We start from the raw sequence: 25,211 nt of genomic DNA, 5'->3' as shown, positions 1-25,211 counted from the left end.
GGATGTTGATGGCGATGTTCTTCGATCCCTTCCAGGAGCTGGACCGGGCGACCGGCGCTCTGTTCCGGAGCGCTGGATCGGCTCTGATGCCGGTCGACCTCTACCGCGAAGGGGATCACTTCGTGCTCACCGCGGACCTTCCGGGAGTCGATCCCGGCAGTGTCGACGTGTCCGTCGATGGACAGACCCTTACGATCCGTGCCGAACGCACGGTGGGCGCCGGCGAGGGCGTCCAGTGGCTCACCCGCGAGCGACCTGACGCCTCGTACCTCCGCCAGTTCACGCTGGGGAACGGCATCGACGCGGACAGGATCGACGCGAGCTACGACAACGGCGTGCTGAGCATCACGATCCCGGTCGCGGAGGCCGCGAAGCCCCGCAAGATCCAGATCGGCACCGCGTCGGAGGCGGCTCGGCACCTGCCCGCCGGCCGGGACGCGGAGGAGCACCCGGAGCGGCTCACGGAGAAGATCAAGCACGCGCTGAAGCTTCCGGGACGGCACGAAGCGGAGGCGTGAGTCTGCACGTCGGGGGCGGTCGGGAACACCGGCCGCCCCCGACGCATGAGACGCGAGGTTCCTCGCGCCCGACAGGCAGGATCGGCGCGACCTCCCTGTCCCTCAACAGGCATTTTTGTCTGAGACAGGTGCGTCGTCGGCGTGTCCTGCTGTTGGAGGCGGTGCTCGCCCGTTGAGCGCGAGGGTCGCGAGACGTCCGCCTGTTGAGCGCGAGGCTCAGACGGCCCGCCCCTTGAGCGCGAGGTCCTGGGGACGGACTCAGCCGACGCCGAGCCGGCGGAGGGCCGCCGCGTTGATGGCCTCGGCGATCCCATCCGCTCGCCCCGGCGCGTAGGCGTCGATGGTGTCCCCCACGGTCGCGGCCACGAACGCCATCGCCAGCGAGGGATTCCGGGCGAGGACCGGCCCGTGCAGATGCGTCCCGAACACGGAGCCGTAGCGGATGCCCTCGGCCCCGTCGCCGTTGCCGGTGCCGTGCAGCACCTGACCCATGGGCCGCGCGGCATACGTGCGGTATCCCCGGGCGTGGTTCTCGTAGCCGACGAGGACTCCCCAGTCGCTCCTCACGGCGATCTCGCCCGCGACGCGCGCCGGGAGGGCGGTCGCCATGCCGGGAAGGATCCCGAGTCCCTGCAGGGTTCCGCCGTCGAGCGGGATCTCGTGCCCGAGGAGCTCCATGCCCGTGCCGACCGCGAGGACGGGAACGCCCTGCGACACCCAGTCGCCGAGCGCGGCGGCGAGAGGCTCGAGCGCCTCGCGCGTGCGGGCCAAGACGGAATCGACCCCCGACCCGAGCACGACCGCGTCCGGCCGGAACGACGGCGCGGGCTCGCCCGCCGTCAGCGGCACGACCTCCGCGTCGGCACCCGCCCACTCCAGTCGCCGGGCGAGGACACGGGCGTTCTCGGCGTCCCCGTTCACGTTCGTGAGCTCGGGGAACAGCTGCAGGATGCGGTGCGTCACTGCGCGAGCCCCAGGTGGCTGCGGGTGCGGCGCATCGGATCCGCGGTGAAGACGATCGTCTTGACGCCCGTGGCGGGCTCCGGCAGGTCCAGGAACCGGTCGAGCGCGGCCGGCAGATCCGGCTCGATCTCGTCGACCTGGACGCCCTGGTGCACGAGCTGGAGTGCCATGTCGTGCGCCTTCGACCCGGAGACGATGCGAGCGCGGCCGATGCGGGAGGCGTCCACCGGCCAGAAGTAGGAGGGGTCGGCGACGTCCGAGCCCATCGCGACCATCACCTGGTCGAGGCCAGGTTCCAGCTCGTCCACATTCAGCTGGAAGCTTGTCGGGTTCTGCACGAGCACGAACTCGACCTCCTTGCCGCGGACCGTCACGATCTCGCCGCGCCCGAAGACCGCCGGCATCGCGGAGATCGCGGCGACGGCCGTGGCGGCGTCGAACTCGGCACCGAGCAGGGTGCGGGCCGCGGCGAGGGCGGCCGCGGCGTCGACCGCGTAGTGGATGCCCCGCGCCGGGAGTCCGACCTCGTGGATGACCCCGTCGAAGGCGATCGAGGCCGACCGCCCCGAGACGCCGGTCACCATGGTGCCGCCGCCGAAGCGGGCGGGCGTCGTCTCGGCGTAGCCGAGGCCGCGCGGGAGCGCCGCCAGGACGGCGGCGGAGACCCCGAAGAGCTCGACGTGCGGTCCCGCCGGATCCTCCTGGCGGTTCGAGGCGAGCGGCTGGTGGGCGGCGGCGAACAGCGCCGACATGGGGTCGTCGGCGTCGACTTCGCCGGACTCCTGCGCCCTCGAAGCCGGCGCGTCGATCGGTGAGGACGCCGTCGGACCCGACCCGGCCTCCGTCGACGGGGCGGCCGGAGGAACGATCTCGTCGGCGAGGCGCATGAGAAGGGCGTCGTCCGCATTGAGGACGAGGGTCTCGGTGGCGCGCGACGCGATGCGCGAGAGGTAGCCGAGCACCTTCTCGCTGTCGTGGAACCGGTCGATCTGGTCCGTCATCACGTTGGTGAGCACGGCCATGCGCGCCCGGAACTTCGGGGACAGGAGCGCCCCGTGGCCCTCGTCCATCTCGAGGACGGCGAGGTCGGCGTCGATCGTCCCGGTCAGCGACGCCCGCTCCAGCAGGGCCGACGTGAGGCCCTGGCTGATGTTCGCCGTCGAGGGATTCGTGAAGATCCGCTTGCCGTGCGCCTCGAGCACGGTGACGAGCATCTTCGTCGTCGTCGACTTGCCCGACGAGCCGGACACGACGACCAGTCCCTCGGGGAAGTTCGACAGCACCGAACCGAGGAACCCGGGGGCGACCTTGTTGACGATCAGCCCCGGCACGGCCGATCCTCCTCCGCGCTTGCGCAGGCGAGCGGCCACGCGCGCGGCACGCCCGACCAGGACGGCAGGAGCCCAGTGGAAGCCCGGCGGTCGAGTCGTCATCCCGTCCAGTCTCCCAGACGGCTCCTCTGCCGCCCGCCTCCCGGCGGCGCGTCACCGGCTGGTGCGGCCGCCGGGTGGACGCCGTGCTGCGTGGCCGCTTTCCCGGGGGCTGCGCGGATCAGGATTCCTCCGCCGCCGCCCGGCGTGTCGTCCTGATCGGCGTCCAAGAACGAGCGCGTTGCCTGACCGGCGCGCATTCTCCTGATCCGCGCAGGTGGCCGGAGAACGCGGGAAGCGGGGGAAGCGGGATATGCGTCGGGAATGGGAAAGGGCCGGCGCCCGAAGGCGCCGGCCCTTTCCGCGGAGGGTTCAAATCACTCGAGGTAGTCGCGCAGCGACTGCGAGCGGGACGGGTGGCGCAGCTTCGCCATCGTCTTGCTCTCGATCTGGCGGATCCGCTCGCGGGTCACGCCGAACGTGTCGCCGATCTGGTCGAGGGTCTTCGGCATGCCGTCGCCGAGGCCGAAGCGCATCCGGATGACGCCCGCTTCGCGCTCCGAGAGGGAGTCGAGCAGGCTCTCCAGCTGCTTCTGCAGCATGGTGAAGCCGACCGCGTCCGCCGGGACGACCGCCTCGGTGTCCTCGATGAGGTCGCCGAACTCGCTGTCGCCGTCCTCACCGAGCGGCGTGTGGAGCGAGATCGGCTCGCGGCCGTACTTCTGCACCTCGATGACCTTCTCCGGGGTCATGTCGAGCTCACGGCTCAGCTCCTCCGGGGTGGGTTCGCGACCGAGGTCCTGCAGCATCTGCCGCTGCACGCGGGCCAGCTTGTTGATGACCTCGACCATGTGCACCGGGATGCGGATGGTGCGGGCCTGGTCGGCCATGGCGCGGGTGATCGCCTGCCGGATCCACCAGGTGGCGTACGTGGAGAACTTGAAGCCCTTCGTGTAGTCGAACTTCTCGACCGCACGGATCAGGCCCAGGTTGCCCTCCTGGATCAGGTCCAGGAACTGCATGCCGCGGCCGGTGTAGCGCTTGGCCAGCGAGACGACGAGGCGGAGGTTCGCGCCGAGCAGGTGGCTCTTCGCGCGCTGACCGTCCTTCGCGACCCACTTCAGCTCGCGGATCAGCTCCTTGGACATCTTGTCGCCCTCGCGGGCGAGCTTGTCCTCGGCGAACAGGCCGGCCTCGATCCGCATGGCGAGCTCGACCTCTTCGGCCGCGTTCAGCAGCGGGACCTTGCCGATCTGCTTCAGGTAGTCCTTGACCGGGTCGGCGGTGGCGCCGGTGATCGCGGTCGAGTAGACCGGGACCTCGTCCTCGTCGTCGACGAGGGAGAGCACGATCGCGTCCTGCGGGAGCTTCTCCTCGGCGGCCTCCGGAGCGGCGGCGACAGCCGCGACCTCCTCGTCCGCGTCGCTGTCCTCAGCCTCGGTGTCCTCGGCGGCGACCTCGGGGTCCTCGGTGGTCTCCGTGTCGTCGCCGGCCTCGGCGGTGTCGTCGTCCTCGATGGCGTCGGCCGCGGGCTCGACCGCGTCGAGGTCGTCGTCGACGTCAGCGACGTCGTCCTCGAGCTCAGCGTCGGCGGGCGCGGCGGCCTTCGTGGTGCCGCCCTTGGCGCGGCTCTTGCCGGCGCTCTTCGCGGCCGGCTTCGCAGCGGGACGCTTCGCGGTCTTCGTGGGCGCGCCGTCGGTCGCCGTTTCGGTGTCCGGGTCGGCCAGCGTGGCCGATTTGCGGGAAGTCATTGATACACCTTTCCTACCGGGGTGGTCGGTACAGAGGGCGGACGGCTCGGGAGGATCGCATCTCGCGCAGTGGTGCGGGCAACACTTGGACCCATGTCAAGTCCTTCGGCCGGTTGCGCCGAGGGCGCTACCGTCCTGCACAGGAGTTGAACGGGTCCGATCCAATTATTGCACGCGAACTATGAGGCGGCTCCCGCCTGCCCTCCGGCGGTTCGCCGTGCCCTCCGTCGTCCCCATGCTCTGGCGAGTGCAACCCACAGGGGGCCCACCTGTATTCCCTCCTCCTCCTCGAGGAGGCGCCGCGTCCGGTGACGCGCGAGGAGGAGCCCGACCACTCCGATGGCCAGGACGGGGATCTGGACGAGCTCGGCCACGCGGAAGGCCTCGAAGGAGTAGAGCGCGCCTCCCCTGCTCTGCGCGTCGAGGACGAGACCGATGAGCAGCATGATCGTGAAGCTCGCGGTGAACCCTCCGACGTTCACGATGCCGTTCGCCGACCCGAGGCGCCGGGGAGGGTTGAACGTGCGGGCGAAGTCGAACCCGATTTGGGACGCCGGACCGCCGATGCCGAGCGAGATCACCAGGATCACGACGAGCCACGCCGGCACCGGTCCGGGCCACAGCAGGACCGCACCCCAGGCGATCGTCATCAGCACGAGCACGCCCAGCGCGAGGTTCGAGCGGCGGAGCGGGTGCCGGACCGTGAGCAGGCCGAGGATCGGACCGACGACGAGGCCGGTCAGGACCATCAGGGTGAGCATCGCCGAGGCGAAGGCGGGATCGAGCCCGACGCCGAACACCATGAACGGATAGCCCCACATGAGCGCGAAGACGACGCCGGGCGACTGCGTCACGAAGTGCGCCCAGAACCCGAGCCATGTCCCGGGGCGCCGCAGGCTCGCCCGGAACAGGCGGAGCGCCTCCTTCAGGCTGGCGGCGCGCTGGGCGTGCGGCGATGACGCGTCGCCGCTCGAGACGACCGCGATGCAGACGACGAGCGACAGCACCGACAGCGCCGCCGCGCTGAGGAACGCGGGGACCCAGCCCGCCTCGTGGAGCACGGCCGCGAACGGGATCGCCGAGAGCACCTGCCCGAACTGACCGAGGTTGCCCACCCACTGGTTGAGCTGGGGTACCTTCCGTCCGCTGAACCAGGCATTGGTGAGCCGGAGCACGCTCGGGAAGATCGCCGCGTCCCCGGCACCGACCAGCACGCGCCCGACGACGGCGAGCTCGAGGGCGGGCGCGAACGCGACGACGGTCTGTCCCACGGTCATCAGGGCCAGGCCGGCGAGCATGAGCGGCTTGGGCCCCAGCCGATCGATGAGGATGCCGACGGGCACCTGCATCCCCGCGTAGACGAGGAGCTGGAGGACGCCCAGGGTGGACAGCGCCGCCGCGCTGGATCCGAAGCGCTCGCTGGCGTCCACGGCCGCGACGCCGAGACTGGAGCGCTGAGTGATCGCGACGAGGTAGGCGAAGACGCCCGCGGAGAAGATGATCCAGGATCGCCGCGAGTTCACTTCCTTCAGCGTACTGGCGCCCCTCCTCGCCCCCGGGAAGCCGCAACGGCCGGGGCTACGATCGAGCGGTGAGCGGCGGACGGGGCGGGAGCGACTCGCCGGTCGTGCTGACCAGCGGCTCCTCGGCGCTCGGCCGGGCCGCCGCGCTCCAGCTCGCCGCCCACGGGCTGCCGCTCGTCCTCGGTGTGCGCAGCGTCGAGCGGGGGAACGAGGTGCAGGACGAGGTCCTCTCCCTCAACCCCGGCGCCCGCGTCGACGTTCTCCGGCTGGACCTCGCCGACCTCACCTCCGTGCTCGAGTTCTCGGCCGAGTACGCGCAGCGCTTCCCCGGGTGGCGGGCGCTCGTCGCGAACGCCGGAGTCACCATGGCGCCCACGCGTCGGCTCACCTCCGACGGGTTCGAGCTGCACCTCGGCGTGAACTCGCTCGCCCACTTCGCGCTGACCGGACTCCTGCTCCCCTTCGCCGCACCGGCCGCTCGCGTGGTGACCGTCACGTCGCCGGCCGCGCGCTTCGGGCGGATCGTCTTCCACGACCTGCGCTTCGACCACGGCTACCGGCCCTTCCGCGCCTACGCGGCCAGCATGCGGGCGAACCTGCTCTTCGCCCGGGAGCTGCAGCGGCGCTCGGAGCGGGACGACCTCGGGGTCCTCTCCGTGGCGGTCCACCCCGGGCTCGGCGTCGCGCTCGACGGGCTTTCCGGTCCGCTCGGCGCGGCTGGGCGCACGCGCGACTACGCGGCCGCGGCCGTGCCGATCGTCGCGGCCGTCACCGACCCGGACCTGTCCGGCGGCGAGCTCCTCGCGCCCCGCCGCCGCGGAGGCACCGTGGAGGCCGTCCCGGTCACGCCGCCGCGGATCCGCAACGAGGACGTCGTCGCGCCTCGGCTCTGGCGCCTCGCCGGGCAGCTGACCCGCGTCGTCTGGTAGCCCCGGGCGATCCGGGTCGTCCGGTTGTCGCCGGCAGCCCGATCCTTCTGCAGGCTCGACCCGGAGACGCGGGAGGCGTCAGCCCTGGTCCTCGTCGGCGCGGCGCCGCGCCGCGAGGAACTTCTCCAGCTCGGCCGCGATCTCGTCCGCTGTCGGGACCGAGCCGTCCTCGTCCACCAGCGGAGACGGGAGCGGGTTGCCCTGCATGTACGTGTCGTGGCGCTCTTCGAGCGTGCCGACCAGCCGGGCGAGCTCCTCGCTGCCGGTGACCTGCTCGTCGATCTTCGCGACGAACTCCCGGCCCTCCTCGCGGAGCCGGTCGGTCGGGAAGATGAGCCCCGTCGCGGCACTCACGCTCTCGAGCGCCGTCACGGCCGCGAGCGGGAACTCCGTGTCGGACAGGTAGTGCGGGACGAGGAGCACGAACCCGGCGACGCTCTCGCCACGGCTCGCGAGCCGGTACTCGATCAGGTGGAGGAGGTTCGCGGGCGCCTGCGTGCGCGGCTTCCACGCCGACATGGATTCGACCAGGTCGGAGCGGTTGCCGCTCACCGTCACTTTGATCGGGCGGGTGTGCGGGACGGGCATCGGGATCGCGTGCACCCACGTCGTCGAGCTCACCTCGAACCGGCCCATCAGCCCGAGCAGGGCGTCGGCGAAACGGTCCCACTGGAAGTCCGGCTCGTAGCCCGTCAGCAGGAGGAACGGCTTGTTCAGCTCGTCCCGCGCGAGGGACAGGACGAGACGGGGCGGCTCGTAATCCGCGAGATGGTCCTGGTCGAACAGGATCGTCGGCCGGCGCGCCCGGTAGTCGAGCAGGGCGTCGTTGTCGAAGACCGCGACCTCGGTCGTGGGGATCGTGTCGAGCAGGTACCGGTTGAGCTGGGTCACCGCCGCTCCGGCGTCGGCGAATCCGGTCAGTCCCGCGACGAGCGGAAGTCCGGCCGGAAGCTCGTCGACCGCCGGCGTCAGCTCGAAGAGCTCCTCCGGGTTCCGCATCCCCCCATCGTATTCGCCGCCCCCGACCCTCCCCCGGCCCATGCCGCTCGGGGGCACGTCCGGAAGCGCAGCAGCTGTGCGGCTCGCTCAGGATGGAAGGGCGGAGCCAGGCGGAGGCGGTCCCTCCGGTGGGGAGCCGACCGCCCCGCTGAGCCGGGAGGGTGGCCCTCGTTAGGCTGACGGGATGCCGCTTCCCACGCTCCGCCTGTCCTCGCAGCTCGCCGCCGAGACGCCCGCCGACGTCCTCGTCATCGGGGTGCGGCAGAACGGCGACACCCCGGACGCGTTCGCCCCCGAGGGACTCGAGGACCTCGGCATCGGCCTCACCGAGCTCGGCGTGAGCGGGCGACGGGACCAGGTCGTCCGCATCCCGGGCACCGGCGTCGAGGCGGGAAGCATCGCGCTCGTCGGGCTCGGCGGCGGCGAGGTCACCGCGGAGGCGCTGCGGTACGCCGCGGGCTCGGTGACCCGCCAGGTGCGCGGGGTGCGCAGCATCGTCTTCGCCCTGCCGGTCTCCGACGAGGAGGGGGCGCTCGCCGTCCTCGAAGGCGCCGCGCTCGGCGCCTATTCCTTCGACGAGTACCGCTCGGAGGCGGTCCCGGCCGCGAAGGCGCCGGCCGCGGAGGTCACGGTGCTCGCCGACGTCGCGGATCCCGACCGCCTCGTGGAGCGCGCCCTCGCGGCAGCGGAAGCGGTCGCCACCGTCCGGGATCTCGTCAACACGCCGCCGTCGGACCTCTACCCCGAGACGCTCACCAGCCGCGCGCAGGAGCTCGCCCAGGGGTCGGGCGTCGACATCACCGTCTGGGACGGGGAGGCGCTCGCCCGGGACGGCTTCGGCGGCATCCTCGGCGTCGGCCGCGGGTCGGTGCGGCCTCCGCGGCTCGTCAAGGTCGTCTGGGCTCCCGAGGGCGCGTCCGCCCACGTGGCCCTGGTCGGCAAGGGCATCACCTTCGACAGCGGCGGCCTCTCGCTGAAGCCCGCGCAGTCGATGGTCGGCATGAAGTACGACATGACGGGCGCCGCCACCGTTCTCGCCGTCGCGCTCGCCGCGGCCCGCCTCGAGCTGCCGGTCCGTGTCACGGCGTGGCTCTGCATCGCGGAGAACATGCCGTCGGGCAACGCGACCCGTCCGAACGACGTGCTCCGGATCCGCGGCGGCAAGACCGTCGAGGTGCTCAACACCGACGCCGAGGGCCGGCTCGTGCTCGCCGACGGGCTCGTCGCGGCGAGCGAGGAGCAGCCCGACGTGATCGTCGACGTCGCCACGCTGACCGGTGCCGCCAAGACCGCGCTCGGCACCCGCTACGTGGGCGTCATGGGAGACGACGAGCCGGTCGAGCGGATGATCGCCGGAGCGGACCGCGCCGGGGAGCTCGTGTGGCGGATGCCGCTGCCCGGCGAGCTGCGGGCGATCCTCAACTCGGAGATCGCCGACCTCGTCAACGCCAAGCCCGGCAACACCGCCGCTCCCATGCTGCTCGCGGCGGTCTTCCTCAAGGAGTTCATCGGCAAGGGCGAGGACGGGTCGACCATCCCCTGGGCGCACCTCGACATCGCGGGCGCCGCGAACAACGACGGCGGCGGTTTCGGCTTCGTCGGGACCGGACCGACGGGCGTCACCGTACGTGCCCTGATCGCCTTCGTCGAGGGCTTCGCGACCCCGGCCTGACGCCCCCGGCGGAGGACGCCTCCGTAGTAGGGTCGACAAGGCGGCCGGGACTCGCATCCGTGGCCGCCTCCGCACGACCTCGAGGAGCAACGGGTGCCTGAACAGAACTTTGACGTCGTCGTCCTGGGCGGGGGAAGCGGAGGGTACGCCACCGCTCTGCGCGCCGCCGAGCTCGGCATGTCCGTCGCGATGATCGAGAAGGACAAGGTCGGCGGCACCTGCCTCCACCGCGGCTGCATCCCCACCAAGGCGCTGCTCCACGCGGCCGAGGTCGCGGACGCCGCGAAGGATTCGGCTCACTTCGGCATCCGCGCGAGCTTCGAGGGCGTCGACATCGCGGCCGTGACCTCGTACCGCGAGGGGATCGTCGCGAAGAAGTTCAAGGGCCTCCAGTCGCTCGTCAAGGCCCGCGGCGTCACCACCATCGCCGGTGAGGGCCGCTTCGTCGGCGGCACCACGGTGCAGGTCGGCGAGGACCGCTACACCGGCAAGAGCGTCGTCCTCGCTACGGGCTCCTACTCCCGGTCGCTCCCGGGCCTCGAGCTCGGCGGCCGCGTGATCACCAGCGAGCAGGCGCTCGCCCTCGACTTCGTGCCCCGCAAGGTCGCGGTCCTCGGCGGCGGCGTCATCGGCGTCGAGTTCGCGAGCGTGTGGCGCTCCTTCGGCGCCGAGGTGACGATCATCGAGGCCCTCCCCCACCTCGTCCCGAACGAGGAGGAGGTCATCAGCAAGGCCCTCGAGCGCGCGTTCCGCAAGCGCGGCATCGAGTACAAGCTGGGGGTGCGCTTCTCTGGAGTGACGCAGAGCGACCAGGGCGTCTCGATCTCCCTCGAGAGCGGCGAGACGATCGACGCGGACCTGCTCCTCGTCGCGGTCGGCCGCGGGCCCGCCACCCAGGGGATCGGCCTGGAGGAGGCCGGCGTGACCATGGACCGCGGGTTCGTGATCACCAACGAGCGCCTCGCGACCAACCTGCCGAACGTCTACGCGATCGGCGACATCGTCCCCGGCCTGCAGCTCGCGCACCGCAGCTTCCAGCACGGCTTCTTCGTGGCGGAGGAGATCGCGGGGCTGAAGCCCGTCGTGATCGAGGACGTCAACATCCCGAAGATCACCTACTCGGAGCCCGAGGTCGCCTCCATCGGCCTCTCGGAGGCGCGCGCCGTCGAGAAGTACGGCAAGGAGAAGGTCGTCACCTACGACTACTCGCTGGCCGGCAACGCCCGCAGCGAGATCATCGGCACCTCCGGCTCCGTCAAGGTCGTACGCGTCGCGGACGGCCCGATCGTCGGACTCAGCATGATCGGCTCCCGCGTGGGCGAGCTCATCGGCGAGGCGCAGCTCGTCGTGAACTGGGAGGCGTACCCCGATGACCTCGCGCCGCTTCTCCACGGCCACCCGACGCAGTACGAGGCTCTCGGCGAGGCGTTCCTCGCCCTGGCAGGCAAGCCCCTGCACGCCCTCTGACCTGGCCGACCCCCGCGCCTAGACTTCTGATCAGACCGCAGTTTTGAAGGAGACAACCGAATGAGCGAGTCCGTCAACCTCCCCGCACTCGGCGAGAGTGTCACGGAGGGAACGGTGACGCGTTGGCTGAAGAGCGTCGGGGACACCGTCGAGGTTGACGAGCCGCTGCTCGAGGTGTCGACCGACAAGGTCGACACGGAGATCCCGTCTCCCATCGCCGGCGTGATCGAGGAGATCCTCGTCCAGGAGGACGAGACCGTGGACGTCGGCACCGCGCTCGTCCGCATCGGCGACGGGTCCGGCGCCGGCGGTGACGGCGCGGCTCCCGCTCTCCCCGAGCAGGAGGCGAACAACACCGCCCAGGCCACCGAGACCGTCGCCGAGGAGCAGGCGGCCCCGCAGCCCGCGCCGACGCAGGAGGCTCCCGCCCCGCAGGCGCCGGCCCCGGTGCCTGCGCAGCAGGCACCCGCCGCCCAGGCGCAGCCCGAGCCGCAGCCCACGCCCGAGCAGCCCGCCGCCGAGCCCTCGCTCGCTCAGGACGCGGTGCCCTCGCCCGAGGTCGAGCCCGGCCAGGAGGAGCGCTCCGACCGCGGCCAGACTCCCCCGGTTCCGGCGCCCGCTCCCGAGACCCTGACCGACTCGGCTCCGCCGCAGCCGGAGCCCGACCACCTGGCGGTCTCGCCCGCGGAGGCCGCGACGCCGGCTCCCGAGCCCGCCGCGGAGTCCGCCGAGTCGGCGCCCGGCTACATCACGCCGATCGTGCGGAAGCTCGCCAACGAGCGCGGCGTGGACCTCGCGTCGCTCACCGGCACGGGCGTCGGCGGCCGCATCCGCAAGGAGGACGTCCTCGCCGCCGCCGAGCGGAAGGCCGCAGCGCCTGCTCCCGCCGCCGCCCCGGCGGCCGCGGCCCCGGCTCAGCCGGCACAGGTCGAGATCTCCCCGCTGCGCGGCACGACCGTCAAGATGTCCCGGCTGCGCAAGGTCGTGGCCGAGCGCGCGGTCGTCTCGATGCAGTCGACGGCCCAGCTCACGACCGTGGTCGAGGTGGACGTCACCAAGCTCGCTCAGCTCCGCGACCGGGTGAAGGGCCAGTTCCTCGAGAAGACGGGGACGAAGCTCTCCTTCCTGCCCTTCTTCGCGGTGGCCGCCGCCGAGGCGCTGCGCACCTACCCGATCATCAACGCGCAGGTCGAGGGCGACACGATCGTCTACCCCGACACCGAGAACATCAGCATCGCGGTCGACACCGAGCGCGGCCTGCTCACCCCGGTCGTGCGCAACGCCGGCGATCTGAACGTCGCTCAGCTCGCGCAGCAGATCGCGGACCTCGCCGGCCGCACCCGGAGCAACAAGCTCAAGCCGGACGAGCTTGCCGGCGGCACCTTCACGGTGACCAACACCGGGTCCCGGGGCGCGCTCTTCGACACCCCGCTCGTGTTCCTCCCGCAGGTCGCCATCCTCGGCACGGGCATCGTCGTCAAGCGCCCGGTCGTCGTGAGCGACGGAGTCTCGGAGGCGATCGCGATCCGGTCGATGGTCTACCTCGCGCTGAGCTACGACCACCGGATCGTCGACGGTGCGGACGCGGCCCGCTTCCTCGTCCAGGTGAAGACCCGCCTCGAGCAGGGCGCCTTCGAGGGCCAGCTCGGCATCTAGGTCCGGTTCCGGCGTCCGGCATCAGGGACTCGGCGGCTCCGCGGCGAACACGTCGCGGAGCCGCCACTCTTTGTCCACTCGTACGAGCAAGAGGCGGACGTCGCCCACCGTGACGAGTGCCGCGTCCCCGGTGCGCTGCACGGTGGCCGATGCGCCGGGATCCGGGAGCGTCGGCGGCGGCGGTCCCACACCCGCCAGGTCCTCCTCGAGGAGCGCCGATCCCGGCTGATCCACCCTCTCGAGGCAGCCGGAAGCGGTGGACACGAGGCAGGCGTCACGAGCGACCGCGAGGGCGACCGCGGCGGCCACCGGGTCGTCGGCGGCGACGGCGGGATCGGGCGGCGGCGCGACCTGCGCCGACTCCGACGGCGTCGGCGGCGGCACCTCCCCCGGCGCCTCGGTGCCGCCGCCCGGAACCAGAAGCAGCGCGGCGACGAGTCCTGCCGCGACGAGCACCGCGGGCACCCAGACCCGTCGACGCACCGTCCGCAGCGCCCTCGCCGCCTCCGCGATCCGCGCGACGGCGGCGCGGATTCTCCGCCGGCCGGGGCTCTCCGCGGAAGGCGGCGCCGGGTCGGCCGGAGGAGGACTCCGGGACGGCAGGAGCTGCTCGATGGTCGGCGCCTCGGCGGCCGGAAGCTCGACGGGACGGGGCTCTGCGGCATCGAACAGCGCCGCCTCGATGTCCTCGAGCGTCGCCTCGGACGCCGTAATGCGCGTCAGGAGCGGCTCCGAGTCGCGAACCCGGGACAGCACGGCCGCGGCGAGCACGGCGAAGGCGCGCAGATCCGCAGACCGGCTCACCTCCGTCGCAGGAACACAGGCGGTGAGGTCCGCGAGGACCGGCGTGCCGGCGGCGTCGAACAGGACCCCGGACGGGATGAGCGCCCCATGTGCGCAGCCTGCGGCATGCAGTGCGGCCAGGGCGCGCACGACCGAGACGAGGATGGTGCTCGCCTCCCCCGGCTCGAGGAACGAGCGCCGCGCGAGCACCCGGGCGAGGGTCCCGCCGGCGATCCGGGGGTAGACGAGACCGAATCGATCCTCCGGCAGGGAGAAGAGATCGAGGAGCTGCGCGAGATGGGGCGACGCGGCGGCGGACGCGGCCACCGCGGCGTCGGCCGGACCCTCGCGGACGATGCGGAGGACGACCGGCTCGTCATCGGGGCCCGCGCAGAGCGACACCTCGTCGCCCTCGGCGCTGCTCAGCATCCGGATCAGCCGGTATCCGCCTCGCTCCACGCCGCCACCCTCGCGCTCCCGTCCACGTGCCCGGTTCGGGGATCGCACCTCGGTGAAGAGGGGCCGAGCGACCCGCCCCTGGGGAGGGATGGGTGCGGCACCGGCGGTATCCTGATCGCATGGCCAGAGAGACCCGCCCGAAGTCGAAAGAGCCGGGGCGCATGAAGCAGCTCTGGCAGGTCTTCCAGATGACCCGCCGGCTCGACAAGCGGGCGATCTGGTACATGCTCGCCGCCTTCGCGCTGCCGATCGTCCTCGGCATCGTGCTCGGCGTCGTCGTCGGAGAGGGCAACGGCTTCACGATCGCCCTCTGGATCATCTCCGGAGTGCTGCTCGGCCTGCTCCTCTTCCTGATCGTGCTCGGTCGCCGGGCTGAGCGCGCCGCGTACTCACAGATCGAGGGCCAGCCCGGGGCCGTCGGCGCCATCCTGCGCAGCTCGCTCCGGCGGGGCTGGCGCGGCAGCGAGATGCCGGTCGCCGTCAACGCGAAGACCCAGGACGCGATCTACCGGGCCGTCGGTCGTGCGGGCGTCGTCCTCATCGCCGAGGGTCCGAAGGGCCGCACCAGCCGGATGCTGGAGGACGAGAAGCGCAAGGTCGCGCGCGTCCTTCCGAACGTCCCCGTGTCGTCGCTTCAGGTCGGGCCCGACAAGGACTCCGTCAAGCTGCACCAGATCAACAAGCGCCTCGGCGGGCTGAAGAAGACGCTGACGCGGGCCGAGGTCCTGGCCGTCAGCAACCGCCTCGACTCGCTCTCGACCAACAAGCTGCCGATCCCCAAGGGCATCGACCCGCTGCGCGTGCGCCCGCAGAGGATGCGCTGAGCCCATGTCTCCCGCCGACGCCGCGAAGCTGCTCGGCGTGGCGACCGATGCGAGCATCCCGGACATCCAGCACGCGTTCGCGCGTCACGCGCGGCTGAGCCACCCGGACCTGATGGCCGAGGCCACCGACGAGGAGCGGCACGCGGCCGGCATCCGGTTCGCGGAGCTGCGCGACGCGCGGGATGTGCTCGTGGCGGCCCGCGGATCGATGCCGGCCGGGTCGCCCCAGGTCGCGGCGGGGCCGGTCCGGATCGTGCGGACGGAGCCCGTGCGCGGCGCGTGGTCGACGTTCCTCGTCTTCCTCGTCCTCGCGGTGATCGTCGTCCTGGTCGTCACCATCCAGGACGGCTTCCGCACGGAGTTCGTGCAGAACCTGCGCGGCGTGACCGTCGAGGTCCCCGCCGAGCCCTGACGACGGTCAGCGGACGCGGACCAGCACCGTCCCGGCGAACACGTCGTGCAGTCCGCGCTGATCCGCGTTCCAGATGAGTGCGGGGATGAGCAGGGCGAGCAGCAGCGTGCGCACGATCGGCCGCCACACGCCCGCCCACCGGTTCTGCAGGTTCACGAGCCGGATCCCCATCACCAGATGCCCGATGCTTCCACCGAAGGGGATGAGGAAGGCCAGCTGCAGGACGATGAAGATGACGAGGCTCGCCCAGGAGCTGCCGTAGAAGAAGAGGGCGTAGACCACGAAGCAGACGGCGAAGTCGATGGCGAGGGCGGCGATCCGGACCCCCGGCCGAGCGATGGACCCGGGTCCGGACTGGGGCCTGCCCATGCGGTCGCCCGGCCACCGCCCGGCAGGCGATGCGGTCGCGTTCGGCACTCCCAAAGACTATGCGGCCCGCCGTAACACGCTCGAAACAAACCCGTCACTGGGTCGAAACTGCCCCCACCTAGGGTCGATGAGGCTGAGCACTCAGCCCATCGACCCGCTGTTTGGAGTTCCATCCCCCTATGTCGCATCCCAAGTTCAGTGACTCCTCCGAGGTGATCAAGTTCATCAAGGACACGGACGTCAAGTTCCTCGACATCCGCTTCACCGACCTCCCCGGGGTGCAGCAGCACTTCAACATCCCGGCCGCGACGGTCGACGAGGACTTCTTCTCCGTGGGTCAGCTCTTCGACGGCTCGTCGATCCGCGGTTTCGCGAGCATCCACGAGTCCGACATGCAGCTCATCCCGGACATCTCGACGGCGTACCTGGACCCGTTCCGGAGCGAGCGGACCCTCATCTGCGTCTTCGACATCTACAACCCGCGCAACGGGGAGATCTACTCGAAGGACCCGCGCCAGGTCGCCAAGAAGGCGGAGAAGTACCTGGCCTCGACCGGCATCGCCGACACCGCGTTCTTCGCGCCCGAGGCCGAGTTCTACATCTTCGACGACGTCCGCTACGAGGTGAACCAGGGCTCGTCCTTCTACAAGGTCGACTCCTCCGAGGCCGCGTGGAACAGCGGCCGCGAGGAGGAGGGCGGCAACCTCGCCAACAAGACGCCCTACAAGGGCGGCTACTTCCCGGTCAGCCCGGTCGACCAGCACGCGGACCTCCGCGACGACATCGTGCTCAAGCTGATCGAGGCGGGCCTCGAGGTCGAGCGCAGCCACCACGAGGTGGGCACCGCCGGCCAGGGCGAGATCAACTACAAGTTCGACACCATGGTCCACGCCGCGGACGACATCCTGAAGTTCAAGTACATCGTCAAGAACACGGCGCACCTCTGGGGCAAGACCGCGACGTTCATGCCGAAGCCCCTCTTCGGCGACAACGGCTCGGGCATGCACACGCACCAGTCGCTCTGGAGCGAGGGCCGGCCGCTGTTCTACGACGAGGCCGGCTACGGCGGGCTCTCGGACCTCGCGCGCTGGTACATCGGCGGCCTGCTCCGCCACGCGCCGTCGATCCTCGCGTTCACGAACCCGACCACGAACAGCTACCACCGTCTCGTGCCGGGCTTCGAGGCGCCGGTGAACCTGGTCTACTCGGCGGGCAACCGCTCGGCCGCGATCCGCATCCCGATCACGGGCACCAACCCGAAGGCCAAGCGCATCGAGTTCCGCGCGCCCGACGCCTCCGGCAACCCGTACCTCGCGTTCGCGGCGCAGCTCATGGCGGGCCTCGACGGCATCCGCAACCGCATCGAGCCGCACGAGCCGGTCGACAAGGACCTCTACGAGCTCCCGCCCGAGGAGGCGAAGCTCATCCCGCAGGTTCCGGGCTCGCTGGACCTCGTCCTCGACGCGCTCGAGGCGGACCACGAGTTCCTCACTGCGGGTGGCGTGTTCACCGAGGACCTCATCGACACGTGGATCGACTACAAGCGCGAGAAGGAGCTCAAGCCGCTCGCCGCTCGTCCGCACCCCTTCGAGTACGAGCTGTACTACGGGGTCTGATCGACGCGATCGACAGGAGGGCCGCGACCTACGGGTCGCGGCCCTTTCCGCGTTTCCGGGTGCCCTCGTTCGTGCGTCGGCGTACTCGGGTTGCCCTGACCCGTCGAGATGCCACTTGGTGCTCTCATTCGGGCCCGCTGACAGCACCAAGTGGCATTTCGGCGGATGTTCGAGCGCGTGAGAGCGCCGGTGCCGGGAGGACCCCGGGCGGGTCAGGCGCCGTCGCGGTCCTCGGCGCCCAGCTCGGCCGCGAGCTCGTCCGGGTGCAGCCGCTCGCCGGGCGTCGGCCTGCGGAACACGGGGGTGGTCTCGTCCGCCGCGGCTGCGTCCTGGATCTCGGCGGGACCGGGCGGCAGCACGTCGGGCTCCTCCGGGAAGCGCGGGGGAGGGCCCGCGGGGCCCGGCTCGGCGGCGACAGTGGACTCGTCCGCGGCGTCCGGATGAGGCATCAGGGGTTCGGCCATCGACATGGACCGATTGTGCGCCCCGTCGGTGAAGAAGGGGTGAACAGTCGGCTCCTCCCCGGGGCCTCGTTCCGTCTCGAGGGCCACGGGCAGCAGCGGGCGCGGCCTCGCAGGGCGATGCAGGCACGGGTCGCGGGCGCGGATCGCAACCCGGTGCCGGCTGAGCGGCGTCCGCATTAGGGTCGCGGGATGAGACGAGCCCTTGCTGCCGCGACCGTCGGCGTCCTCAGCCTCCTGACTCTCAGCGGATGCTTCCTCGTCGTCTGGGGCAGCTGATTCCCCTCGTCGAGATGCCACCTGGTGCTGTCATCCGTGCGCGATGGGAGCACCAGGTGGCATTTCGGCGGGTGTGAGCGCGTCCTGAAGGGCGTCAGAGGCGGGTGTACGTGAGGGTGCCCGCGTCGCCGCTCAGGGTCAGGGTTCCGTCGTCCACCTCGGCCGTCGTCACGCCGGAGAGGGTCTCGATGTAGCGGCTCTCGATCACCATGAGGTCCTGGTCGAGGCAGGCCCGCTCCGTCATCGCACCGACCGTCACGTCGACCGGACCGGGGCCGCCCGTGATCTCGAGCTCGACGATGTTGCAGGGGCCGTCGCCCCGCGCCCGGTCCTGCTCGATCGCCAGCGTGACCGAGGACCCCTTGAGATCCATCTCACCCTGACCGTCCGAGGCGGAGGTGAGCCGCCACTCCCCCTGCAGCTCCGTGCCTGCTCCCTGGGCGGCCGCAGCGCACCCCGTCAGCAGGAGTCCCGCGACGGCCAGGATCCCCGTCAGTCGCGCTGCTCGTCCCATACCGGGTGATCCTGCCACTGCGCCGCCCGAAAGCAAGCGCATCCGGCCGTGCACAGTCAGCGGCGGCCTCACGCCTCGGGCCCTGATCGAGCTGCCCCGACCCTGCGCGCCGCCGTCTCGCAACCGGACGGACACAACGGTGTGCGGTTGCAGAGGGCGACCTTGGATGCAACACGCGGGCGCCGGCCGCCCCCCGGCCCGAGGCACCTCACCCGGTGGGCACCGCCGGCCCCAGGCGCGCGAGGAGCTCCGCGATGCGGCCCTTGCAGCCGCCACACCCCGTGCCGGCGCGAGTCGCCGCGCCGACGCACTCGACCGTTGTGCTGCCAGCCGAGACCGCGTCCCCGATCGCGGCCGCCGTCACGCCGTTGCACCAGCACACGGTGGACTCCGGCGCGAACGGGTCCGAGGTCGAGATCGACTGCGCGTCCGGCGCGTCCAGCCGCAGCAGCGCGGTCCGGTCCGCCGGCAGCTCGTCGCCGCGCTCGAACAGGAGAGTGAGCTCGGCCGCCGCGCGCGGCAGGCCGACGGCGACGAAGCCCTCGAGCACGCCGTCACGCGTCACCATCTTCAGGTAGCCGCCATGAGCCGGGTCCGACCACACGGCCACCTGCCGCTCATGTCGCGCCGGGCAGCCGGCCGCGTGACTCGTCGGCTCCGGATCCGGATCGTCCCACGGCTCGGCCGTCACCGCTCCGCCGGCGACGACGTCGACGCTCTCCGCCTTGAGCATCACAACCGCCGGCCGCTCGTCCGGAAGCAGGGGCACGGCGGACGCCGTCCGGTCCTCCGCCTCTCCGATGAGCCGACGGGCGAGCCGGTCGGCCTGTCGCCAGCCGGGGCCGATGAGGCCCGCCGGCCCGCCGGGCACCCGACCGTCCGGTGTCGCGCTCCCGGGTGAGGCCACATGCGCGCAGTCGCCGATCGCGAAGACCCGGTCGTCGCCCCAGCTGCGCAGGTCCTCGTCGACGAGGACTCCGGTCGAGACCGGAAGCCCGGACGCCGCAGCGAGCTCGGCCCTCCCGGAGACACCGCACGAGAGCAGCAGCAGGTCGCCCGCGATCTCCTTGCCGTCCGCACAGAGGAGCGCCGCGAAGCGCTGGCGTCCGTCGTCGTCGGTGCGCGTCAGCACGCTCTCGGCGCGGGCGTGGGCGACCATGGGGACTCCCGCCGCGCGGGCGGCCCGCGCGAGCATCCGTCCGCCGCCGGTGTCGAGGTTCCGGGCCATCGGGACGTCGCCGTGGTACACGACGCTCACCTCCGCGCCCTGCTCTCGAGCCGCGAGGGCGACCTCCATCCCGAGCACGCCGGCCCCGAGAACGACGATGCGGCGGCGGTCGCGGACGGCCTCGAGGACCACTTCGGCGTCGCGGAGGTCGCGGAGCGCGACGACTCCGCGCGGCAGCGGCGCCGGACCCTGGTCGAGGACCGCGGATCCCGCCGGCGGCGCCGAGCGCGCGCGTCGCGCGGTCTCGAGGCCGCCCAGCGTCGGGACGTTGGCCCGGGACCCGGTCGCGAACACGAGCCGGTCGTAGGGCAGCGACTCCCCGCCCTCCAGCCGGACGACCCGGCGGACCCGGTCGATGCCGAGCGCGGCGGCTCCGAGGCGGATGTCGGCTCCTGCCGCGCGCGCGGCCGCCGTGTCCGTGACGTCCAGCCGCTCGCGAGCGGCTCGGCCCACCGCGTACTCGGCGAGGAGCACGCGGTTGTACGCGTCCTCCTCCTCTGCGCCGACGACGGTGAGCGCGGCCGTGCCCCGCCGGACCGCGGGGAGGAGCTCCTCGACGAGGCGCGCACCGACCGGTCCGTAGCCGAGCACGACAACGCGGAGCGGCCCCGACGCGGTCACTGGTCCGCTCCGATCGCCTCGACGGTCACCGCTGTCCGCTTGAACTCCGGCATCCCCGAGATCGGGTCGACAGCGCCCTCGGTGAGGAGGTTCGCGCACTGCTCGCCCGCGTAGTGGAACGGAAGGAAGACGGTGTCGAGGCGGATGCCGCTCGTCACGTCCGCGCGCGCCCTCGCGATTCCGCGCGCACTCGTCACCCGCACGGCGGCGCCGTCCGCGATCCCGAGCCGTGCAGCCGTGGCGGGGTGGATCTGGAGCCGGGCCTCGGGCTTCGCACCGTCGAGCTCGGCGACGCGGCGCGTCTGGGTGCCCGACTGGTACTGCTCGAGGTACCGGCCCGTGATCAGGGTGAGCGCCGACCCGCGGGCGGGCGAGGACTCCGTCGCCGTCGGGGTCACCGGCACGAGGCGGGCTCGGCCGTCCGGATGCGCGAAGCGCTCCAGGAAGAGGCGCGGCGTGCCCGCGCTGCCGGCCGGGAACGGCCAGTGTGCCGCGATCCCGGTGTCGAGCAGCTCGTGGCTGAGGCCCGAGTAGTCGGCGGGGCCGCCCGCGGACGCCCGGGCGAGCTCGGCGAACACCGCGGCGGGCTCGGTGGGCCACTCGGACGGCGCGTCCAGGCGCCGGGCCAGCTCGGCCCAGATCCAGAGCTCGCTGCGCACGTCGCCCGGAGCATCGCGGACCTTCCGGCGGCGGAGCACGCGCCCCTCGAGGGAGGTCATCGTCCCCTCCTCCTCGGCCCACTGGGGAACGGGGAGGACGACGTCCGCGAGACGCGCGGTCTCCGAGAGGAAGAAGTCGGCGACGACGAGGAGGTCGAGCGCCGCGAGATTCGCCCGGACGGCTCCTGCGTCGGGCGCCGAGACGACGGGGTTCGAGCCGTGCACGAGGAGGCAGCGCACCTTCCCGGGCTGCCCCAGCTCGCCCAGCAGCTCCACCGCCGGCACACCGGGCCCGGGGAGGGTCCCGGGGTCCACGCCCCACACGTCGGCCACCGCCGCGCGGGCGGCGGGGTCGGTGATCTTGCGGTAGCCCGGCAGCTGGTCGGCCTTCTGGCCGTGCTCGCGGCCGCCCTGCCCGTTGCCCTGGCCGGTCAGCGTCCCGTAGCCGGAGCCACGACGTCCCGGCAGCCCGAGCACGAGCGCGAGATTGATGGCGGCGGTCGCGGTGTCCGTGCCGTCGACGTGCTGCTCCACCCCGCGCCCCGTGAGCACGAAGACGCCGCGCCCGCTCGCCAGGCGGCGAGCCGTCTCGCGGAGCCGTGCCACCGGCACGCCCGTCCTCGCCTGCACCCGCTCCGGCCACCAGGCGCCGACCGAGCGCCGGACCTCGTCGAAGCCCTCCGTGCGCTCGACGAGGTAGTCGAGGTCCGCCAGGCCCTCCGCGAGGACGAGATGGGTGAGTCCGAGGAGGAGGACCAGGTCGCTGCCGGGCGTCGGCTGGAGGTGCCATCCGGCGCCGTCCTCGGTGAGACGCGCCGTGGCCGACCGGCGGGGGTCCACGACGATCAGTCCCCCGCGCGACCGCACCCCGCTCAGGTGTCCGAGAAACGGAGGCATCGTCTCCGCGACGTTGGAGCCGATCAGAAGGACGGTGTCCGCATCGTCGAGGTCCTCGACCGGGAAGGGCAGCCCGCGGTCGATGCCGAACGCGCGGTTGCCGGCCGCGGCCGCCGACGACATGCAGAACCGGCCGTTGTAGTCGATCCGGCTCGTGCCGAGCGCGACCCGCGCGAACTTCCCGAGCTGGTACGCCTTCTCGTTGGTCAGGCCGCCGCCTCCGAACACGCCGACGGAGTCCGCGCCGAACCGCTGCCGACTGTCCCGGAGCGCGGATGCGATGAGGTCCAGCGCCTCGTCCCACGAGGCCTCGGCGAACTCGCCGGTCGGCCGACGGACGAGCGGGCGGGTGAGCCGCTCCGGCGACGTGAGGAGCTCCGCGGAGGTCCAGCCCTTCTTGCACAGCCCGCCACGATTCGTCGGGAAGTCCCGTCCCTCGACTGTCACGGGACCGCCGGCCCTCGCGCCGCCCGCCTTCGTCGGCGTTCCGTCGCCGGCTTCCGCTGACGGGGACGCGTCGGCGCGCAGGGTCATCGCGCACTGCAGTGCGCAGTACGGGCAGTGGGTGGCGGCGGCGGTCACGGTGTCCTCCGGCTCAGATGCGGATGCCCGCACGGCGGCCCGCGCGGAGGTAGACGGTCGCGACGAGCACGAGCAGCAGGGCGTACGCGGCGACGAACCAGCCGAGGGCGGTCGTGTAGTCGCCGAAGGTCGTCTTCGAGTAGCCGAGGAGCTGCGGGATGAGGAAGCCGCCGTACGCGCCGATCGCGGAGATGATGCCGAGCGCCGCCGCGGTGGAGCGCTGCGTGCTGACGGACCCCGAGTTGCGGTGCGCATCCTTGGTGCCGCCGCGCAGGGCGAAGACGGTCGGGATCATCCGGTAGGTCGCGCCGTTCCCGATGCCGCTCGCCGCGAAGAGGACGAGGAAGCACCCGAGGAAGACCGGGAAGCTCGCGAGCGGAAGCGTCACGATGACGCTGACGGCGCCGAGGCCCATCACGACGAACGCCGCCATGGTGACGCGCGTGCCGCCGAAACGGTCGGCGAGCCGGCCGCCGAACGGCCGGGCGAGCGAGCCCACGAGGGAGCCCAGGAAGGCGAGGGACAGCGTCGCGGTGCCGACGGCGAACGCCGAGAACTCGGGGAACGAGTCGGCGATGAGCTTCGGGAAGACGCCCGCGAAGCCGATGAAGGAGCCGAACGTGCCGATGTAGAGGACGGCGAGGATCCAGAGGTGCGGCTCGCGCAGGGCCGCGACGGACGCCGCGAGGTCGGCCTTCGCGTTCGAGAGGTTGTCCATCCGGAAGTAGGCGCCCACGATGGCGACGAGGATCAGCGGGACCCAGATCCACCCGGCGAGCGGCAGGTTGACGGTCGCCGCCGCGCCGATCGTGACCGCGACGGGCACGACGAGCTGCGCGACCGAGGCGCCGAGGTTGCCGCCTGCGGCGTTGAGGCCGAGCGCCCAGCCCTTCTCGGACTGCGGATAGAAGTACGTGATGTTCGCCATGGAGCTGGCGAAGTTGCCGCCGCCGAGTCCGGCGAGGCCCGCGACGAGCAGCAGCACGCCGAAGGGGGTGTCCGGGTTGCCGACGCAGAACGCGAGCGCGATCGCCGGCAGGAGCAGGAGCGCCGCCGAGATCATCGTCCAGTTGCGGCCCCCGAACCTCGGCACCAGGAAGGTGTACGGGAAGCGGAGCGTCGCGCCGACGAGGGCCGGCATCGAGATCAGCCAGAAGATCTGCCCGGTGTCGAGCGAGAACCCGGCGGCGGGGAGCGAGACCACGACGATCGACCAGAGCTGCCAGACGACGAAGCCGAGGAACTCCGCGAAGATCGACCAGCGGAGGTTGCGGGCCGCGATCCGGCGCCCGCCGCCCTCCCACTGCAGGCGGTTCTCCGGGTTCCAGCCGTCGATCCACCGGCCGGGACGGTGCCCCAGAGCGGCCGGCGTGCCGGCGTGGGCCGGGGCGGTGACGGGAGGCGCGACCGGAGCCGGATGCTCCGGGGCGTCGACGAGCGAGGTGGGCGCGTTCACGGGTACCTCCAGGAGGTCCTAGGGATGGGAGGGCGAAAGGAGCGGCAGGAGTCCGGGCAGCGCGGGCGCGCGGCCCGCGAGCGGGGTCAGACGGCGGACGAGTAGCGCTCGACGACGATGTCGACGAGCTCGGCCGGCGGCTCCTCGTCGTCCACGAGCAGAGGGCGGCTGGTGAGGTCGCCGCCGGCGCGCGCGGCCAGCGTGGCGAAGTACCCCGGCGCGAGCAGGTAGCTCGCGACGGCGACGCGTGCGCCGGGCGATGCCAGCCGCGCGGAGGCGACGGCGTCGGCCACGCGCGGTGACGCGGCGGAGATGTAGGACACGGCCACGGGCCGGCCGAGCTCGGCGGCGAGCAGGTCCGCGGTGACGGCGCAGTCCGCGACGGCGGCCGCGTCGCTCGATCCGGCAGCGGCGAGGACGACGGAGTCGCCCGCGGCGAGACCGGCCTCCCGCAGGCGCCGGGCGAGGACGACCGCGAGCCGGCGGTCCGGGCCGAGTGCTCCGGTGACGGTCGTGCTCCGCGAGGCTTCGGCGGCGGCCTCCGCCAGGTCGACGTGGACGTGGTACCCCGCCGAGAGCAGCAGCGGCACGATCGCGGCGGGCGCGTCGTCCTCGAGGGCGTCGAGCACGGACGGCACGTCCGGGTCCTCGATGTCCACGAACGCGTCCCGCACGTCCGTTGCCGGGAGACGGCGCCGCACGCCATCGACGAGGCCGGCGACGGCGCGACGGCCGGCGGGGTCGGACGTCCCGTGGGACGCCGCGACGAGCGCGACCCGCTGTGCGACCTCGAGGATCCCGTCGCGGTCGCGGACCCTCCACGTCGGCAGCCGGAGGTCCGGCTTGGTGTAGCACGCGCCCGTCTCGAGGTCGAAGACGTCCTTGTGCAGCGGGGAGGCGATGGTCGGCCGGCCCGCACGCGAGCCGACGATGCCGCGCGACATCACGAAGGCGCCCGTCGCCGGGTCCGCATTGGACGTCACGTGGACGCTGCCGTCCGGCAGCAGGAAGAGGGCGACCTGGTCGGCGCCGATCAGCGCCGCCTCGCCCCAGAGCGGCTCGAGGTCCTCGAGGCGGCACACGGGGACCCACGGAGCCGCCGTGCGGGTGCGGGCGCTCGGTGCGGTGTCGAGCAGCGTCATCCGGAACTCCTCGCGAATCTCAATCGGGGGACGATCCGACGCTAGGCAGGCGATGTTTCCG

Annotated in this window: 21 protein-coding genes; 8 read left to right on the top strand and 13 right to left on the bottom strand. The window is 72.2% G+C overall.

Annotated features, from left to right (window positions below; all coding sequences use genetic code 11):
• Positions 1–8 precede the first annotated feature (8 nt).
• On the top strand, positions 9–518 hold the full coding sequence (locus J3P30_RS12050; protein WP_210481263.1) for an Hsp20/alpha crystallin family protein: 510 nt from the start codon (positions 9–11) through the stop codon (positions 516–518).
• 258 nt (positions 519–776) lie between these two features.
• On the opposite strand, the gene J3P30_RS12045 is transcribed toward J3P30_RS12050, so the two are convergent.
• The 4 genes from J3P30_RS12045 to J3P30_RS12030 form a co-directional block, all read right to left on the bottom strand.
• On the bottom strand, positions 777–1,481 hold the full coding sequence (locus J3P30_RS12045) for a type 1 glutamine amidotransferase (RefSeq protein WP_210481262.1): 705 nt from the start codon (positions 1,479–1,481) through the stop codon (positions 777–779).
• The gene (locus tag J3P30_RS12040) at positions 1,478–2,914 is read right to left on the bottom strand and encodes a MurT ligase domain-containing protein (RefSeq protein WP_210481261.1); all 1,437 of its coding nucleotides are present in this window, start codon (positions 2,912–2,914) and stop codon (positions 1,478–1,480) included. Before J3P30_RS12040 ends, J3P30_RS12045 begins: the two co-directional genes overlap by 4 nt.
• Positions 2,915–3,228: 314 nt before the next feature.
• Complete coding sequence (locus J3P30_RS12035; RefSeq protein WP_210481260.1) at positions 3,229–4,602, bottom strand: RNA polymerase sigma factor; 1,374 nt, start codon at positions 4,600–4,602, stop codon at positions 3,229–3,231.
• Between the two features lie 179 nt (positions 4,603–4,781).
• Positions 4,782–6,125, bottom strand: a complete 1,344-nt coding sequence (locus tag J3P30_RS12030; RefSeq protein WP_210481259.1) for a nitrate/nitrite transporter — start codon at positions 6,123–6,125, stop codon at positions 4,782–4,784.
• A 68-nt stretch (positions 6,126–6,193) separates the two neighbouring features.
• Between J3P30_RS12030 and J3P30_RS12025 the strand changes: the two genes are divergently transcribed.
• Positions 6,194–7,054: an SDR family NAD(P)-dependent oxidoreductase gene (locus J3P30_RS12025; protein WP_210481258.1), complete on the top strand. Its 861-nt coding sequence runs from the start codon at positions 6,194–6,196 to the stop codon at positions 7,052–7,054.
• A gap of 78 nt (positions 7,055–7,132) precedes the next feature.
• Here the strand turns inward: J3P30_RS12025 and J3P30_RS12020 are convergent, their stop codons facing one another.
• Complete coding sequence (locus J3P30_RS12020) at positions 7,133–8,053, bottom strand: proteasome assembly chaperone family protein (protein ID WP_210481257.1); 921 nt, start codon at positions 8,051–8,053, stop codon at positions 7,133–7,135.
• 184 nt (positions 8,054–8,237) lie between these two features.
• Here J3P30_RS12020 and J3P30_RS12015 point away from each other — a divergent pair, with 184 nt between their 5' ends.
• The 3 genes from J3P30_RS12015 to sucB all read left to right on the top strand — a co-directional run bounded on the left by J3P30_RS12015 (position 8,238) and on the right by sucB (position 12,848).
• On the top strand, positions 8,238–9,725 hold the full coding sequence (locus J3P30_RS12015) for a leucyl aminopeptidase (protein WP_210481256.1): 1,488 nt from the start codon (positions 8,238–8,240) through the stop codon (positions 9,723–9,725).
• 93 nt (positions 9,726–9,818) lie between these two features.
• On the top strand, positions 9,819–11,192 hold the full coding sequence (lpdA, locus tag J3P30_RS12010; protein WP_210481255.1) for a dihydrolipoyl dehydrogenase: 1,374 nt from the start codon (positions 9,819–9,821) through the stop codon (positions 11,190–11,192).
• 60 nt (positions 11,193–11,252) lie between these two features.
• The gene (gene sucB, locus J3P30_RS12005) at positions 11,253–12,848 is read left to right on the top strand and encodes a 2-oxoglutarate dehydrogenase, E2 component, dihydrolipoamide succinyltransferase (protein WP_210481254.1); all 1,596 of its coding nucleotides are present in this window, start codon (positions 11,253–11,255) and stop codon (positions 12,846–12,848) included.
• A 21-nt stretch (positions 12,849–12,869) separates the two neighbouring features.
• On the opposite strand, the gene J3P30_RS12000 is transcribed toward sucB, so the two are convergent.
• Positions 12,870–14,090 carry a hypothetical protein gene (locus J3P30_RS12000; protein WP_210481253.1) on the bottom strand — a complete coding sequence of 407 codons (1,221 nt, stop codon included), beginning with the start codon at positions 14,088–14,090 and terminating at the stop codon, positions 12,870–12,872.
• A gap of 119 nt (positions 14,091–14,209) precedes the next feature.
• Here J3P30_RS12000 and J3P30_RS11995 point away from each other — a divergent pair, with 119 nt between their 5' ends.
• Both J3P30_RS11995 and J3P30_RS11990 read left to right on the top strand, forming a co-directional pair.
• Entirely contained in the window at positions 14,210–14,914 is a 705-nt protein-coding gene (locus tag J3P30_RS11995; protein WP_210481252.1) for a DUF4191 domain-containing protein, read from the top strand.
• Between the two features lie 4 nt (positions 14,915–14,918).
• Positions 14,919–15,326, top strand: coding sequence for a hypothetical protein (locus tag J3P30_RS11990; RefSeq protein WP_210481251.1), 408 nt, complete (start codon positions 14,919–14,921; stop codon positions 15,324–15,326).
• Between the two features lie 6 nt (positions 15,327–15,332).
• Here J3P30_RS11990 and J3P30_RS11985 read toward each other — a convergent pair whose 3' ends face one another.
• The gene (locus J3P30_RS11985; RefSeq protein ID WP_307807491.1) at positions 15,333–15,743 is read right to left on the bottom strand and encodes an RDD family protein; all 411 of its coding nucleotides are present in this window, start codon (positions 15,741–15,743) and stop codon (positions 15,333–15,335) included.
• Positions 15,744–15,874: 131 nt separating this feature from the next.
• Between J3P30_RS11985 and glnA the strand changes: the two genes are divergently transcribed.
• Positions 15,875–17,311: a type I glutamate--ammonia ligase gene (glnA, locus tag J3P30_RS11980; protein WP_210481250.1), complete on the top strand. Its 1,437-nt coding sequence runs from the start codon at positions 15,875–15,877 to the stop codon at positions 17,309–17,311.
• A gap of 212 nt (positions 17,312–17,523) precedes the next feature.
• Here glnA and J3P30_RS11975 read toward each other — a convergent pair whose 3' ends face one another.
• The 6 genes from J3P30_RS11975 to nirD all read right to left on the bottom strand — a co-directional run bounded on the left by J3P30_RS11975 (position 17,524) and on the right by nirD (position 25,150).
• Positions 17,524–17,781 (bottom strand): hypothetical protein, encoded by a 258-nt coding sequence (locus tag J3P30_RS11975; RefSeq protein ID WP_210481249.1) that lies wholly within the window; start codon positions 17,779–17,781, stop codon positions 17,524–17,526.
• A 364-nt stretch (positions 17,782–18,145) separates the two neighbouring features.
• Positions 18,146–18,565, bottom strand: coding sequence for an META domain-containing protein (locus tag J3P30_RS11970; protein WP_210481248.1), 420 nt, complete (start codon positions 18,563–18,565; stop codon positions 18,146–18,148).
• A gap of 208 nt (positions 18,566–18,773) precedes the next feature.
• Complete coding sequence (locus J3P30_RS15260; protein WP_307807490.1) at positions 18,774–20,414, bottom strand: FAD-dependent oxidoreductase; 1,641 nt, start codon at positions 20,412–20,414, stop codon at positions 18,774–18,776.
• A complete protein-coding gene (locus tag J3P30_RS15255) occupies positions 20,411–22,504 on the bottom strand; it encodes a molybdopterin oxidoreductase family protein (protein WP_246853330.1) in 2,094 nt (697 codons plus the stop codon). The genes J3P30_RS15260 and J3P30_RS15255 overlap by 4 nt, the downstream gene beginning before the upstream one ends.
• Before the next feature lie 61 nt (positions 22,505–22,565).
• Positions 22,566–24,008 carry an MFS transporter gene (locus J3P30_RS11960; protein WP_210481247.1) on the bottom strand — a complete coding sequence of 481 codons (1,443 nt, stop codon included), beginning with the start codon at positions 24,006–24,008 and terminating at the stop codon, positions 22,566–22,568.
• Between the two features lie 86 nt (positions 24,009–24,094).
• Positions 24,095–25,150: a nitrite reductase small subunit NirD gene (gene nirD, locus J3P30_RS15635; RefSeq protein WP_210481246.1), complete on the bottom strand. Its 1,056-nt coding sequence runs from the start codon at positions 25,148–25,150 to the stop codon at positions 24,095–24,097.
• Positions 25,151–25,211 lie beyond the last annotated feature (61 nt).

Origin of the sequence: Naasia sp. SYSU D00948, from assembly GCF_017916515.1 — a bacterium.
Classification (GTDB): Bacteria; Actinomycetota; Actinomycetes; order Actinomycetales; family Microbacteriaceae; genus Naasia.
This window is presented reverse-complemented; position numbering and strand designations above follow the sequence as displayed.

Coding starts and splice junctions, on each gene's coding strand:
- nirD (WP_210481246.1), bottom strand. CDS start 25,150: ATGACGCTGCTCGACACCGCACCGAGCGCCCGCACCCGCACGGCGGCT.
- J3P30_RS12040 (WP_210481261.1), bottom strand. CDS start 2,914: ATGACGACTCGACCGCCGGGCTTCCACTGGGCTCCTGCCGTCCTGGTC.
- glnA (WP_210481250.1), top strand. CDS start 15,875: ATGTCGCATCCCAAGTTCAGTGACTCCTCCGAGGTGATCAAGTTCATC.
- J3P30_RS12050 (WP_210481263.1), top strand. CDS start 9: ATGGCGATGTTCTTCGATCCCTTCCAGGAGCTGGACCGGGCGACCGGC.
- J3P30_RS11990 (WP_210481251.1), top strand. CDS start 14,919: ATGTCTCCCGCCGACGCCGCGAAGCTGCTCGGCGTGGCGACCGATGCG.
- J3P30_RS12020 (WP_210481257.1), bottom strand. CDS start 8,053: ATGCGGAACCCGGAGGAGCTCTTCGAGCTGACGCCGGCGGTCGACGAG.
- J3P30_RS11995 (WP_210481252.1), top strand. CDS start 14,210: ATGGCCAGAGAGACCCGCCCGAAGTCGAAAGAGCCGGGGCGCATGAAG.
- J3P30_RS11970 (WP_210481248.1), bottom strand. CDS start 18,565: ATGGGACGAGCAGCGCGACTGACGGGGATCCTGGCCGTCGCGGGACTC.
- J3P30_RS15255 (WP_246853330.1), bottom strand. CDS start 22,504: ATGACCCTGCGCGCCGACGCGTCCCCGTCAGCGGAAGCCGGCGACGGA.
- sucB (WP_210481254.1), top strand. CDS start 11,253: ATGAGCGAGTCCGTCAACCTCCCCGCACTCGGCGAGAGTGTCACGGAG.
- J3P30_RS12035 (WP_210481260.1), bottom strand. CDS start 4,602: ATGACTTCCCGCAAATCGGCCACGCTGGCCGACCCGGACACCGAAACG.
- J3P30_RS12015 (WP_210481256.1), top strand. CDS start 8,238: ATGCCGCTTCCCACGCTCCGCCTGTCCTCGCAGCTCGCCGCCGAGACG.
- J3P30_RS11975 (WP_210481249.1), bottom strand. CDS start 17,781: ATGTCGATGGCCGAACCCCTGATGCCTCATCCGGACGCCGCGGACGAG.